Source organism: Billgrantia lactosivorans (genome assembly GCF_003254665.1).
Lineage (GTDB): Bacteria > Pseudomonadota > Gammaproteobacteria > Pseudomonadales > Halomonadaceae > Halomonas > Halomonas lactosivorans.
The window spans coordinates 130,911-143,485 of record NZ_QHGY01000001.1 but is presented as its reverse complement, the minus strand read 5'-3'; the positions used below and the strand labels follow the sequence as shown (position 1 = coordinate 143,485).

The 12,575-nt window shown below is 66.6% G+C and carries 14 protein-coding genes; 1 reads left to right on the top strand and 13 read right to left on the bottom strand.

Annotated features, from left to right (window positions below; all coding sequences use genetic code 11):
* Positions 1–465, bottom strand: coding sequence for a flavodoxin domain-containing protein (locus DIS04_RS00535; protein ID WP_111411773.1), 465 nt, complete (start codon positions 463–465; stop codon positions 1–3).
* Between the two features lie 151 nt (positions 466–616).
* On the opposite strand from DIS04_RS00535, the gene DIS04_RS00530 reads away from it, so the two are divergent.
* Positions 617–832, top strand: a complete 216-nt coding sequence (locus DIS04_RS00530; RefSeq protein ID WP_111411772.1) for a DUF2788 domain-containing protein — start codon at positions 617–619, stop codon at positions 830–832.
* A gap of 35 nt (positions 833–867) precedes the next feature.
* Here DIS04_RS00530 and ihfA read toward each other — a convergent pair whose 3' ends face one another.
* The 12 genes from ihfA to DIS04_RS00470 all read right to left on the bottom strand — a co-directional run bounded on the left by ihfA (position 868) and on the right by DIS04_RS00470 (position 12,565).
* Positions 868–1,173 carry an integration host factor subunit alpha gene (gene ihfA, locus DIS04_RS00525; protein WP_111411771.1) on the bottom strand — a complete coding sequence of 102 codons (306 nt, stop codon included), beginning with the start codon at positions 1,171–1,173 and terminating at the stop codon, positions 868–870.
* A gap of 62 nt (positions 1,174–1,235) precedes the next feature.
* Positions 1,236–3,617, bottom strand: a complete 2,382-nt coding sequence (pheT, locus tag DIS04_RS00520) for a phenylalanine--tRNA ligase subunit beta (protein ID WP_111411770.1) — start codon at positions 3,615–3,617, stop codon at positions 1,236–1,238.
* Between the two features lie 61 nt (positions 3,618–3,678).
* A complete protein-coding gene (pheS, locus tag DIS04_RS00515; RefSeq protein ID WP_111411769.1) occupies positions 3,679–4,698 on the bottom strand; it encodes a phenylalanine--tRNA ligase subunit alpha in 1,020 nt (339 codons plus the stop codon).
* Between the two features lie 225 nt (positions 4,699–4,923).
* Entirely contained in the window at positions 4,924–5,277 is a 354-nt protein-coding gene (gene rplT / locus DIS04_RS00510) for a 50S ribosomal protein L20 (RefSeq protein WP_104203667.1), read from the bottom strand.
* Positions 5,278–5,313: 36 nt separating this feature from the next.
* A complete protein-coding gene (gene rpmI, locus DIS04_RS00505; protein WP_089725334.1) occupies positions 5,314–5,508 on the bottom strand; it encodes a 50S ribosomal protein L35 in 195 nt (64 codons plus the stop codon).
* A gap of 84 nt (positions 5,509–5,592) precedes the next feature.
* Positions 5,593–6,132 carry a translation initiation factor IF-3 gene (infC, locus tag DIS04_RS00500; protein WP_281270167.1) on the bottom strand — a complete coding sequence of 180 codons (540 nt, stop codon included), beginning with the start codon at positions 6,130–6,132 and terminating at the stop codon, positions 5,593–5,595.
* 62 nt (positions 6,133–6,194) lie between these two features.
* Positions 6,195–8,093: a threonine--tRNA ligase gene (gene thrS / locus DIS04_RS00495; RefSeq protein WP_111411767.1), complete on the bottom strand. Its 1,899-nt coding sequence runs from the start codon at positions 8,091–8,093 to the stop codon at positions 6,195–6,197.
* A gap of 291 nt (positions 8,094–8,384) precedes the next feature.
* Positions 8,385–9,080 (bottom strand): OmpA family protein, encoded by a 696-nt coding sequence (locus DIS04_RS20810; RefSeq protein WP_111411766.1) that lies wholly within the window; start codon positions 9,078–9,080, stop codon positions 8,385–8,387.
* A gap of 249 nt (positions 9,081–9,329) precedes the next feature.
* Positions 9,330–9,797 (bottom strand): DUF2489 domain-containing protein, encoded by a 468-nt coding sequence (locus DIS04_RS00485; RefSeq protein WP_111411765.1) that lies wholly within the window; start codon positions 9,795–9,797, stop codon positions 9,330–9,332.
* 126 nt (positions 9,798–9,923) lie between these two features.
* Positions 9,924–10,862, bottom strand: coding sequence for a heme o synthase (cyoE, locus tag DIS04_RS00480; RefSeq protein WP_111411764.1), 939 nt, complete (start codon positions 10,860–10,862; stop codon positions 9,924–9,926).
* Entirely contained in the window at positions 10,855–11,931 is a 1,077-nt protein-coding gene (locus DIS04_RS00475) for a COX15/CtaA family protein (RefSeq protein ID WP_111411763.1), read from the bottom strand. The genes cyoE and DIS04_RS00475 overlap by 8 nt, the downstream gene beginning before the upstream one ends.
* 85 nt (positions 11,932–12,016) lie before the next feature.
* Complete coding sequence (locus tag DIS04_RS00470; RefSeq protein WP_111411762.1) at positions 12,017–12,565, bottom strand: hypothetical protein; 549 nt, start codon at positions 12,563–12,565, stop codon at positions 12,017–12,019.
* Positions 12,566–12,575 lie beyond the last annotated feature (10 nt).

The following is a 12,575-nucleotide window of genomic DNA, read 5'->3' as shown; positions in this document are numbered from 1 at the left end:
TCAGGCGACCTTGAGCTGCTGGGTTTCGATCCACTCCTCGGCCCAGGGCAGCGCGGCGTCGTCGGCCATGAAGGTCTCCATGGCATCCACCTCCAGTCGCTCTCCCAGGCGAAGGGCGCCGAGCCCTTCGAGCATCTCGTCGAGGCGGCGCCCCGCGCCGCAGAACGTGTCGCCGTAGGAGCTGTCACCCAGGGCGATCACGCCGTAGCGCAGCCCCACCAGCGACGGGCTACGCTCATCCAGCTCCCGGGCGAAGGGCACGAAGTTGCCGGGAAAGTCGCCACTGCCGGTGGTCGATACGCAGAACAGCGCCAGGTCGGGCCGCTCCTCGGTCAAGTCGTCGAGGGTCGGCTGCTCGAGGAGGGCGGTCTCGTAGCCGGCCGCCTCGAACAGCGGGGCGACCTGCTCGGCGACATCGAGCGCACCGCCATACATGGTTCCTACGAAGATCTTCAGCATTGGCATGTCGGGGATAAACCTTGATGTGTCAACGGCAAGTTACCAAGAGGCAGAGTGAACGCCCGGTTCGCCATGCCCCGCCCCGGGCGACGAGGTGCCGCATGCAGCACGCCGCATGCCCGAGTATAATGGTCGGCCTTGCGAACGAGGAGACGACATGCTGCAGACGCAGACGTTCGAAGCCTGGATCACCCCCCTGCTTATCGGTGGGCTGATCCTGTTCATGGGCTTCATCATCTGGGACCTGGCCAGGAAGTCCCAGGCCGGACGCTTTGGTACCCTCATGCTCTTCGTGGTCCTCGGCGCGGGGATGATGGGCTACATCCTCAAGGTGGTCGTCACCTGGCTGATGGAGCGAGGCGGAGGCGTGTAGCATCCGGGATGCCCCCGCGGGGGCATCCCGCATCCTCAGCTGGGCGGCGAACCCTCGTACCGCTCCACCTGGCTCTTGAGCTTCTGCCCAGGGCGGAAGGTCACCACGCGGCGTGCCGAGATGGGGATCTCCTCGCCGGTCTTCGGGTTGCGCCCGGGGCGCTCACGCTTGTCGCGCAGGTCGAAATTGCCGAATCCCGACAGCTTGACCTGTTCGTTCTCGCGCAGGCAGGCGCGGATCTCCTCGAAGAACGCCTCCACCATGGCCTTGGCTTCGCGCTTGGTCAGCCCCAGCTCGGCGTGAAGGTGTTCGGCCAGTTCCGCCTTGGTCAACGCTCCCATGTCACCTCCTCAGAATGGCGGTCCAGCCCGCCGCCTCGATGGCACACGGCAACCCGGTGCGCTCATCCACGCAGCTCGGCACCCAGATGCAGTTGCGACTCGGCGACGATGGCATCGACCAACTGATTGATTTCCTCGTCATTCAGCGTGCGCGAAGGATGCTGCCAGGTCAAGCCCAGGGCCACACTCTTGCTGCCCTCGGGCACGCCCTTGCCCTGGTAGACGTCGAACAGGCTCAGCTCCTGCAGCCACTCCCCCGCCTGGCGGCGGACGCAGTCCAGCAGCGCCTGCACGGGGCGGTCCTCTGCCAGCAGGAACGCCAGGTCGCGGCGAACCTCCGGGTAGCGCGACAGCGGCTCGAACCTGGGCAGGACGCCGTGGGTCAGCGCCTCCTGACGCACCTCGAACAGGAATACCTCGACCTTGAGCCCCAGCTCGGCCTTGACGCCCGGATGCAGCGCCCCGATCCAGCCCACCGGCTCGCCCCGATGCACGATTCGTGCGCTCTGGCCCGGATGCAGCGCCGGATGCTCGCCCGGCTCGAAGCGCCAGGCGCCCGCCTCGCCGCCCAGCGCGATCAGGCTCTCCAGGTCGCCCTTGAGGTCGAAGAAGTCGACCTTCTCGCGCCCCCCCGCCCAGCCCTCGGGGAAGCGTTCGCCGCAGGCCAGCGCCCCGACCATGGGCGTCTGCTCCAGCTCGTCCAGCTCGCCGCGGAAGATCAGGCCGGTCTCGAACAGGCGCACGCGGCTCTGCTGGCGGTTGAGGTTGTACTCGAGCGCTCGCACCAGCCCGGGAAACAGGCTCGCCCGCATCACCGCGAGGTCGCTGGAGATGGGGTTGGCCAGCCGCGGCGACACCGCGTCCGGCAGCAACGCCCGCTGCAGCTCGGGCGCGACGAAGCTGTAGGTGACCGCTTCCTGATAGCCGCGCGCCACCATCTGGCGGCGCAGGCGCGCGAGGGGCGTACGCGCCTCATGATCGGGGCGCAGCGCCAGGCGCGCCGCCGGGCGGCGCACCGGCAGGCGGTTGTAGCCGTGGATGCGCGCCACCTCCTCGATCAGGTCCTCCTCGATGGCGATGTCGAAGCGCCAGCTCGGCACCTGTGCCCGCCAGCCCGCCTCGGTGGCATTGACCTGCATGCCTAGCCGCTCGAGGATCTCCTGCACCTCCTCGCCCGGCAGCGCCTTGCACAACGCCTGCTCCAGGCGTGCGGCACGCAGCGTGACCTCGCGCTCGGCGGGAAGGTGGGCATCGCTGACGGCTTCCACCAGCGGCCCCGGCTCGCCGCCGGTGATCGCGAGCAGCAACGTCGTCGCACGTTCCACCGCATCCCGAGTCAGGCGCGGGTCGACGCCGCGCTCGAAGCGATGTGACGCGTCGGTGTGCAGGCCGTAGGAGCGCGCCTGCCCCGCCACCGCCAGCGGGGAGAAGAAGGCGGATTCGAGGAAGATCTCGCGCGTGGCCGGCCCGACCCCCGAATGCTCGCCGCCCATCACGCCGGCGATCGCCAGCGGACCGCGTTCGTCGGCGATCACCAGGGTCGAATCCTCCAGGCTGATCTCCTGGCCGTCGAGCAGCGTCAGCTGTTCGCCCTGCCGGGCCAGCCGCACCACCACCGCCCCATGCAGGTTGTCGCAATCGAAGGCGTGCAGCGGCTGGCCCAGCTCGAGCATGACGTAGTTGGTCACGTCGACCACCGGGTCGATGGAGCGGATGCCGCTTCGGCGCAGTCGCTCGACCATCCACAGCGGCGTGGCGACGGTGACGTCGACGCCCTTGATCAGCCGGCCGATGTAGCGCGGGCAGCGTTCGGCATCCTCGACCCGTAACGGGAAGGTCTCGTCGTGGCTGGCCGGCACCGGCTCGATGACGGGCGGCGTGAGCGGCAGCCGGTTGAGCACGCCGACTTCCCGTGCCAGCCCCTTGAGGCTCAGGCAGTCACCGCGGTTGGGCGTCAGGTCGACCTCGACGGTGTGGTCGTCGAGCCCCATCCAGGCGCGAAAGTCCTCGCCGACGGGAGCATCGGCAGGCAGTACCAGGATGCCCCCCGAGGTTTCCTCGGCCAGGCCCAGCTCGGAAGCCGAGCAGATCATTCCACGCGATTCGACGCCGCGCAGCTTGGCCTTCTTGATCGAGAAGTCGCCGGGCAGTACCGCTCCCACCCGGGCGAAAGGCACCTTCTGCCCCACCGCCACATTGGGCGCGCCGCACACCACCTGCACCGCCTCGCCGCTGCCGTCGACCACCTGACAGACGTTGAGCTTGTCGGCATCGGGGTGCTGGTGCTTGTCGACCACCTCGGCCACCACGACGCCGCTGAAGGGCGACGCCACCGGCTCGACGGCATCCACCTCCAGGCCGGCCATGGTGATCTGGTCGGCCAGCCCCTGTACGCCCAGCTGCGGTGAGACCCACTCACGCAGCCACTGTTCGGAAAATTTCATGGTCAATCCTGTGTTCGGCCGAAGTTCATGTCACGCCGTTCGGGCCCGTGTCGGGCCCGGCTCAGGCGAACTGGCGCAGGAAGCGCAGGTCGTTGTCGAAGAACATGCGCAGATCATTGACGCCGTAGCGCAGCATGGCCAGGCGCTCGGCGCCCATGCCGAAGGCGAAGCCCTTGTAGCGCTCCGCATCGATGCCGGAGTGGCGAAACACCTCCGGATGCACCATGCCGCAGCCCATCACCTCGAGCCAGCCGCTGTGGGAGCAGACCCGACATCCCTCGCCCGAACACATCACGCACTGGATATCGACCTCGGCGGATGGCTCGGTGAAGGGGAAATAGGAGGGCCGGAAACGCACCGAGAGATCGTCACGCTCGAAGAAGGCGTGGAGGAAGTCCTCGATGGTGCCCTTGAGATCGGCAAAGCTCACGTCCTCGTCGACCAGCAGCCCCTCGACCTGGTGAAACATCGGCGTGTGGGTCAGGTCGGAGTCGCTGCGATAGACCCGCCCCGGGCAGACGATACGGATCGGCGGCGCCTGCTCCTTCATCGTGCGCACCTGCACCGGCGAGGTGTGGGTGCGCAGCAGGCGCGTGGCGTCGAAGTAGAAGGTGTCGGCCATGCCTCGCGCCGGATGGTGCGCCGGGATGTTGAGGGCCTCGAAGTTGTGGTAGTCGTCCTCCACCTCGGGCCCCACGGCGACGTCGTAGCCGATGCGGCTGAACAGCCCCTCGATTCGCTCCAGGGTCAGGGTGACCGGATGCAGGCCGCCACTGGCCTGGCCGCGCCCCGGCAGGGTCACGTCGATGCGCTCCGCGGCCAGCTGTGCCTCGAGCGCGGCCTTCGACAGCGCCTGGCGACGCGCATCGAGCTCCTCGGCCAGCGCCTGCTTGGCCTGGTTGATACGCTCCCCCGCTGCCGGGCGTTCCTCCGCCGGCAGCTTGCCCAGCCCCTTGAGCTGGGCGGTGATCTCGCCTTTCTTGCCGAGGTAGCGCACGCGCAGCTCATCGAGCGCCGCGATGCTCTCGGCGGCCTGGATGGCCTGACGGGCCTCGGTGACCAATGTCGGTAGATGGTCCATCCGCTGAGCTCCGAAAACGTTGATTCTACAATTCACGCGTCAATGAGGCGTGGCGAAGGATCGCCGTGGGCGATGCTCGACGCCGCGCCAGCGACGGGTCCGTAGCGTGGCCACCATGTGGGGGGCCACAAAAAAACAGGGGAAGAGCGGCTGCTCTTCCCCTGCGACGGTCTGGCATCATGGCGGACCGGCCTGGGCCGGCCCGACGCCATCGGCCGATGTCACTTACTGGGCAGCCTTGGCCTTCTCGACGATGGCGGCAAAGGCAGCCTTCTCGTGAACGGCCAGGTCGGCCAGCACCTTGCGGTCGATCTCGATCCCGGCCTTCTTCAGGCCACCGACGAAGCGGCTGTAGGACAGGCCGTGCTGCCGGGCACCGGCGTTGATACGCTGGATCCACAGGGCACGGAACTGACGCTTGCGCTGACGGCGATCGCGATAGGCATACTGACCGGCCTTGATGACAGCCTGCTTGGCCACGCGGAAGACGCGCGAACGGGCACCGTAGTAGCCCTTGGCCAGCTTGAGAACCTTCTTGTGACGACGACGAGCGACGACACCACGCTTGACACGAGTCATGGCTTTCTCCTGACGTTAAAGTGGGTGACCAAAGGCTTACAGATTCGGCAGCATGCGCTGGATCAGGGCCTTGTCGGCGTCGTGGATCTGCTTCATACCGCGCAGCTGACGCTTCCGCTTGGTCGACTTCTTGGTCAGGATGTGGCTACGAAACGACTGCTTGTGCTTGAAGCCGTTGGCCGTCTTCTTGAAGCGCTTGGCAGCGCCGCTGTTGCTCTTGATTTTCGGCATGAGACTAACTCCGCTCGAGATTTTTCAGAAAATCCGGGGCCGCTGGCCGGCACTGGCCGACCACCCGTTTGACTGGCCTTCGGATCACTTCTTCTTGGGGGCAATGATCATGGTCATCTGGCGCCCTTCCATCCTGGGGAAGGCCTCCACGGTCCCGATCTCCTCGAGATCCGCGGCGATCCGCTCCATCAGCTTGCGGCCGATGTCCTGGTGCGCCATCTCACGGCCGCGAAAACGCAGCGTGACCTTGCCCTTGTCGCCACCTTCGAGGAAGCGGATCAGGTTACGAAGCTTGACCTGATAATCGCCCTCGTCGGTGCCAGGCCGGAATTTGACTTCCTTGACCTGAATCTGTTTCGTCTTCTTCTTCTGGGCAGCCTTCTGCTTTTTCTGCTCGAAGACGAACTTGCCGTAATCCATGATCTTGCAGACGATCGGATCGGCGTTGGAAATCTGGACGAGGTCAAGACCGGCCGCTTCGGCGCGCTCGAGCGCTTCACTGGTAGGCACGATGCCCAGCTGCTCGCCGTCGCTGTCGATCAGGCGCACCTGATCCTCGGTTATCCGCTCGTTCATTGGGGGGCGCTTGTCCTGAGGACGTCCGCGCTGGCTGCTTCGCTTGATCGTTCCGTCTCCGTTCCGGTAATTGACGATGTCGTTACCAACCTGTCTTTACCAACCTGTGCTCACCGACCTTCTTGCCGCGCCCGCTCGATGAAGGCGTCAACGGTCATGGTGCCCAGGTCTTCGCCGGTGCGGGTACGCACGGCAACCGAGTCGGCTTCGACTTCCTTATCTCCTACCACCAGGAGATAGGGAACCTTCTGCAACGTATGTTCGCGGATTTTAAAGCCGATCTTCTCGTTCCTCAAGTCCGCCTTGACGCGCAGCCCAAATTTCTGCAAGCGACGCTCCAGCCCGACCGCATAATCGCGCTGGGCATCGGTGATGTTCATCACCACCGCCTGCTCCGGCGCCAGCCACAGCGGCATGGCGCCGGCGTAGTGCTCGATGAGGATGCCGATGAAGCGTTCCATCGACCCCACGATGGCGCGATGGAGCATGACCGGGGGCTTGCGATCCCCCTCCTCGGTCACGTACTGGGCACCGAGGCGGGTCGGCATCATGAAGTCGACCTGCATGGTGCCGACCTGCCACTCGCGCCCGAGGCAGTCCTTCATATGGTACTCGATCTTGGGGCCATAGAAGGCGCCCTCGCCGGGCAGTTCCTGCCACTCCACCTCGCAGGCCGACAGCGCCCCTCGCAGCGCGGCCTCGGCACGGTCCCAGACGTCGTCGTCGCCAAGCCGCTTGTCCGGGCGCAGGGCGATCTTGACCGCGATGTCCTCGAAGCCGAAATCGCGGTACACCTTGAGCGCCTGGCGATGGAAAGCCGTCACCTCGGGTTCGATCTGCGCCTCGGTGCAGAAGACGTGGCCGTCGTCCTGGGTGAAGGCGCGCACGCGCATGATGCCATGCAGCGCGCCCGACGGTTCGTTGCGGTGACAGCCGCCGAACTCACCGTAACGCACCGGCAGTTCGCGATAGCTGCGCAGGCCCGAATTGAAGACCTGCACGTGGCCCGGACAGTTCATCGGCTTGAGCGCGTACTCGCGCTTCTCCGACTCGGTGAAGAACATGTTCTCGGCGTAGTTGTCCCAGTGGCCGGACTTCTTCCACAGCGAGACGTCCATGATCTGCGGGCAGCGGATCTCCTGGTAGCCCCCTTCGCGGTAGACGTTGCGCATGTACTGCTCGACGATCTGCCACAGCGTCCAACCCTTGGGATGCCAGAACACCATGCCCGGCGCCTCTTCCTGCATGTGGAAGTAGTCGAGCTTGCGGGCCAGCTTGCGGTGGTCGCGCTTCTCGGCCTCCTCGAGGCGCTGCAGGTAGGCCTTGAGCTGCTTCTTGTCGCCCCAGGCGGTGCCGTAGATGCGCGTCAGCATCGGCTTGCTGGCATCGCCGCGCCAGTAGGCGCCGGCCAGCTTGGTCAACTTGAACGCCTTCAGGTGCCGGGTATTGGGCACATGGGGCCCCCGGCACATGTCGGTGTATTCCTCGTGATGGTAGAGCCGGATCGTCTCGCCCTGCGGAATCTCGCGCACGATCTCCTGCTTGTAGGGCTCGTCACGATGCAGGAAGGTCAGCATCGCCTGGTCACGATCGACGTATTCGCGCACCACGTCGTATTCGCTATCGATCAGCGCCTTCATGCGCTCCTCGATGGCGGCCAGGTCGTCCGGGGTCACCGAACGGCCGAAATCGATGTCGTAGTAGAAGCCGTCCTCGATCACCGGGCCGATGGCCATCTTGGCCTCGGGGTAGAGCTGCTTGACGGCATGCCCGATCAGGTGGGCACAGGAGTGACGAATGACCTCGAGCCCCTCGGGGTCGCGAGCGGTGAGGATCGCCACCTCGGCGTCATGCTCGATGAGATCGGCGGCGTCCACCAGGCGGCCGTCGATCTTGCCGGCCACGCAGGCCTTGGCCAGACCGGGACCGATGGACTCGGCCAGCTGCATCACGGTAATGGGTTCGTCGAAGGTTCTCTGGCTGCCGTCCGGCAGGGTCACGATGGGCATCGAAGCGTCCTTTGCGCAGTGGTGATCCATACCAGGGATCACATGTCGCGGTTGATAGCAGGTACGTAAATAAGGTCGTCAGCCCTCGAAGCGCGCAGCCCACCCACTACCCTGGGCGATCCGGGTGCCGTGGAAACGGCCCCGCTGCACGTCGCGGCAGCCGACAAGCCTAACAGAGTCGGGCCCGACTTCGCCACGGCCCGTACGCATTTGCGCGTGCCCTAACGCGACAGGGGCACCCGAAGGTGCCCCTGGCAGCGACGTCAACGGGCAAAACCCGTAACGCCTCCCTCAATCCCAGTTGAGGATCTCGACGCGACGGTTCTGGGCGCGGCCCTCGTCGGTCTCGTTGGTCGCCACCGGCTGCTCCTCGCCGAAGCCGCGGGTGGTCATGCGGTTCTCCTCGATGCCGCGAGAGACCAGGAAGTCACGAACGGAGTCGGCACGACGCTGCGACAGGTCCTGGTTGTACTCCGCGGAGCCGACCGAGTCGGTGTGCCCTTCGATGCGCACGCGCAGGTCAGGATTGTCGCGCAGGGTGGTCGCGACTTCGTCCAGGGTCTGGTGCGCGCCGGGACGGATCTCGGCGGAGTCGAAGGCGAAGGTCACTTCGCTGTCCAGCGTCACGGTCTCGAACTCGGTCACCGGGGCGGGCTCGGGTTCCGGCTCCGGCATCGGCTCGGGCTCGGCTTCCGGTTCCGGCGAGCGGTCGGCACACAGCAAGGCACCGATCGCGGAACCCGCCACGGCACCGGTCGCGGCGCCGGATTCCTCATCGGATTCGCCGCTCGTCGCATAGCCGATGCTGCCACCGATCAGACCGCCGGCGATACCGCAGACCACGGGCTGCTGGTACCAGGCATTACCGGACGAGGCCGTGGACGTACCGCCCGCGCTGTCACCGCCTCTCTGAAAATCGGTGGCGCAGCCAGACAGGCCAAGCACCAGCGCAGAACCCAACAGCAAGCCAGTCGTTGATTTTTTCATTGCAAGACTCCTTCTTGATTTTCATCTCGGGGCTATGCGGAAGCGAGCTCCCCGAAGGTCAGGGCATTCATTGACCCAACGGCTCCAAGTGTAGGCCCTTCTCGGCCTTGCTCAAAGCGCCGTCACACTCTATTCGTTGACCATTGTGCCGAATTTTGCCAGAAAAAACCCGCCAAATGATCATTGCTTAGCTTCGCGGAGTGCGCCAGGCGCCGCCAACATACCTTGGCGTAAAGTGTTTGTATAGCTTCAATGCAGGCTATCCGGCCAGCCGCGGCGGAACCTCAGGACCTCTTCCGCCGCCGACAGCACCGGCTGACGCCATTCCGCCTCGACCTCGAGGCGCTCACGGTCTTCGCGCATCCGATCACGCGGCGTCAGTTCTCGGCGCGCCGAATGAGTATGCAGATGCCGGGTGCGCTCGTAGACCTCACCGAAGGCCTGGAAACCCGGCCGCTCGATCAGGCTGGGGTCGAGGATGTCGAGCAGCAGCTTGCAGCGCCAGGCCCCCTCGGTGACGTCGACCTGCTCCTGAAGCAGCGAGGAGGCGACGATCTCGAGGTTCTCCAGGCAGTTCGCGTGCGCGCGGCGAAGCTCCTCCTGGCGAAAGGCCTGGCGGCGCTTCACCTCCTGTCGCAGGGTGAAGGCATAGGCCGCGAGACCGGCCACGATGGCCAGGCCCACGCCAAGCAGGATCAATGCCGTTGTGGTCGTCATCGAATCTCCAGGCTGACGAAATGGACCCGGGAATTGTAACGCAAGGCGGCCCCGGGCACAGGCCCGGGGTGAACCGGTATCACGGCTGGGGAGACTCCGGGACGCCGGCACGGCCGCGTGCCTGGCCTACACGACCCACAGGCCGGTGTAGTGATCCAGCAGCAGCACGCCGAACACCCCCAGGATATAGCGGATCGAGAACCAGAAGGCCGCCAGCGGCGCCTGGGGATCCGCACCGCGCCAGACCTTCCAGTTCCAGTACATGAAGCGCAGGTTCAGCGCCGTCACACCCAACAGGTAGACGGCGCCGCTCATGCCGATGGCAAACGGCAGCAGCGTCACGGCGACGGTCAGCCAGCCATAGAGCCAGACCTGCAGCCGCGTGAACGCCTCGCCATGGGTCACCGGCAGCATCGGCACGCCGGCCCGGGCGTACTCGTCACGCTTGTGGATCGCCAGCGCCCAGAAATGCGGCGGCGTCCAGGCGAACACGATCAGCACCAGCAGTAACGGCTCCGGGCCCAGCTGTCCGGTTACCGCGGTCCAGCCGAGCATGGGGGGCGCCGCGCCGGCCAGGCCCCCGATCACGATGTTCTGCGGCGTCGCGCGCTTGAGAAAGGCGGTATACACGAGGGCATAGCCGATCAGCGAACCCAGCGTCAGCCATGCCGTCAGCGCATTGACCTGCCACAGCAGCAGGGAGATGCCGGCGATGGAGAGCAGCGCGGCCCAGGCCAGCGCCAGAGCGGTCGGCATTCGCCGGGTCGCCAGCGGCCGCTGCGAGGTGCGTAGCATCATCGCGTCGAGGCGACGGTCGACGATATGGTTGAAGGCCGCCGCGCCCCCCGCGGCCAGGCCGATGCCGGCCAGGCCGAACACCACCGTGGCCGGCGCCGGCAGCGTCGGCGTTGCCAGTGCCATGCCCACCAGGGCACACACCAGCATGACCACCACCACCCGCGGCTTGCATAGCGTGAGCAGGTCCTGCCAGGTCCAGTCGGACGCCTCAATCGGTGCCGGCAATACGCGCTTCACCCCCACCCGTCTCAGCAGCGCGTTAGACATGTACCCACTCCTTGTCCCGTCGTGTTGAATCCACGGCCTCGATCGCCGTCTCGCGCCAGCGCCAGACTGCCAGTGCCAGCAGCACGACCAGCGACACGGCCCCGGCCGTATGCAGCAGAGCCAGCCACAAGGGTAGCCACATCAGCACGTTGGCAACCCCCAGCCCCAGTTGCACACCATAGGCGATGACGACCCCGGCCAGCCAGGGCCGCAGGCGCACCTCCGACCAATGGCGCAGCGCCAGCGCCAGCAGCGCCAGCCCCAGCAGCAGCGCACCGATGCGGTGCCCCTGGTGAATGGCGGTGCGTGCATCGGCGTGGAGCTGGCCGTACAGGTAGTTCGGCCCCACCGTCTGGGTCAGGTGGAAGCCCTCGCTCCAGTCCATCGACGGCCACCACTGGCCGTTGCAGGTCGGGACCCCCTGGCAGGCGATGCCGGCGTAGTTGCTGGAGACCCAGCCCCCCAGCGCCAGCTGCAGCACCAGCAGGGCCACGGCCAGCCCCCACAGCGGGGTAAGGCGGCGCCTCGGAGCCTCGAGCGCGTGCCCCTTGGCGAAGCGGCGCAGCGCCAGGTGCAGCCAGAGGAACAGCGCCAGCACCGACAGCCCGCCCAGCAGATGCAGGGTCACGACCTGGGGCCACAGCTTGAGCGTCACGGTGAAGGCGCCGAAGGCGCCCTGCAGCAGGATCACCGCCAGCAGGGCCAGGTTGATACGCCACGGATAGCCGACGCGGCGGCGCAGGCCGGCCCCCAGGGCCAGCAGCACGATCACCAGCAGGCCGAGGGTGGAGGCCAGGTAGCGGTGGATCATCTCGATCCACGCCTTGAACGCCTCCAGCGGCACGTCCGGCGAGTGGGCCATGGCCCGCTCGGCGTCCGGCACCACCAGCCCGCCGTAGCAGCCCGGCCAGTCGGGGCAGCCGAGCCCGGCGTCCACCAGTCGCGTCCAGGCGCCGATCAGCACCACGACCGCAGTGAAAACGACCCCGATCAGGCTCAGGTTCAGCAGCAGGCGCAGGCGGCGCGAGCTCGCCGGCACCTGCGCCGCGGATAGGGAAGCTCCCTGCATGTCTGGCGTCCTGGTTCCTGTCATCTAGCGTTACCTTGTCACCTTGTCATAGCCGGGGCCCGCAGCGCCAGGCGGCACGGAGCACTCATCCTCGCTCGGCATCCAGCTCCGTGACCGCGCGTGGGTCGGGGTTGCGCTTCAGCAGGTGGCCGAGGTCCTCGAACACATCACGCTGCGCCACGTCATGCGCGTAGCTCAGCACCACCCGCCCCTGAGGATCGAGCAGCCACACACGCCCCGCCTGCTGCCACTCGGGAGGCTCCCGCCACTGGGCCACCGTCTCGCCCGGCAGGGCGTCCTGTGACCCGCCGATCCGCAGCCGGCTGACGCGCGGCGCCTCGCGCCCCAGGGCGCGATGCATGCGCCACCAGCGATCCGCCTGCGCGCTGCAGTCGCGGCTGCAGTCGAACGCCACGATCCAGTCACCGCCGTCCAGCGAGGCAAGACGCTCTTCCAGCGGCCACTCCGCCAGTGTCGGGACGGCGGGCGCCAGCTCGCCATGCGCCGTGTGCTGCTGCGGGATGCCGATGCGCCACTGCAGCATGACCCAGGCCACCACCATCGGCAGCGCGAAGACCGCGATCAAGGCGAGCAGCTTGAGGCGCTGACGCTGTACGTTCATCACTTCTTGCACGGAAGTCTCC

Excerpts from the sequence above, each read along its gene's own strand:
- DIS04_RS00535 (WP_111411773.1), bottom strand. The coding sequence starts at position 465 with ATGCCAATGCTGAAGATCTTCGTAGGAACCATGTATGGCGGTGCGCTC.
- DIS04_RS00530 (WP_111411772.1), top strand. The coding sequence starts at position 617 with ATGCTGCAGACGCAGACGTTCGAAGCCTGGATCACCCCCCTGCTTATC.
- ihfA (WP_111411771.1), bottom strand. The coding sequence starts at position 1,173 with ATGGGAGCGTTGACCAAGGCGGAACTGGCCGAACACCTTCACGCCGAG.
- pheT (WP_111411770.1), bottom strand. The coding sequence starts at position 3,617 with ATGAAATTTTCCGAACAGTGGCTGCGTGAGTGGGTCTCACCGCAGCTG.
- pheS (WP_111411769.1), bottom strand. The coding sequence starts at position 4,698 with ATGGACCATCTACCGACATTGGTCACCGAGGCCCGTCAGGCCATCCAG.
- rplT (WP_104203667.1), bottom strand. The coding sequence starts at position 5,277 with ATGACTCGTGTCAAGCGTGGTGTCGTCGCTCGTCGTCGTCACAAGAAG.
- rpmI (WP_089725334.1), bottom strand. The coding sequence starts at position 5,508 with ATGCCGAAAATCAAGAGCAACAGCGGCGCTGCCAAGCGCTTCAAGAAG.
- thrS (WP_111411767.1), bottom strand. The coding sequence starts at position 8,093 with ATGCCCATCGTGACCCTGCCGGACGGCAGCCAGAGAACCTTCGACGAA.
- DIS04_RS20810 (WP_111411766.1), bottom strand. The coding sequence starts at position 9,080 with ATGAAAAAATCAACGACTGGCTTGCTGTTGGGTTCTGCGCTGGTGCTT.
- DIS04_RS00485 (WP_111411765.1), bottom strand. The coding sequence starts at position 9,797 with ATGACGACCACAACGGCATTGATCCTGCTTGGCGTGGGCCTGGCCATC.
- cyoE (WP_111411764.1), bottom strand. The coding sequence starts at position 10,862 with ATGTCTAACGCGCTGCTGAGACGGGTGGGGGTGAAGCGCGTATTGCCG.
- DIS04_RS00475 (WP_111411763.1), bottom strand. The coding sequence starts at position 11,931 with ATGCAGGGAGCTTCCCTATCCGCGGCGCAGGTGCCGGCGAGCTCGCGC.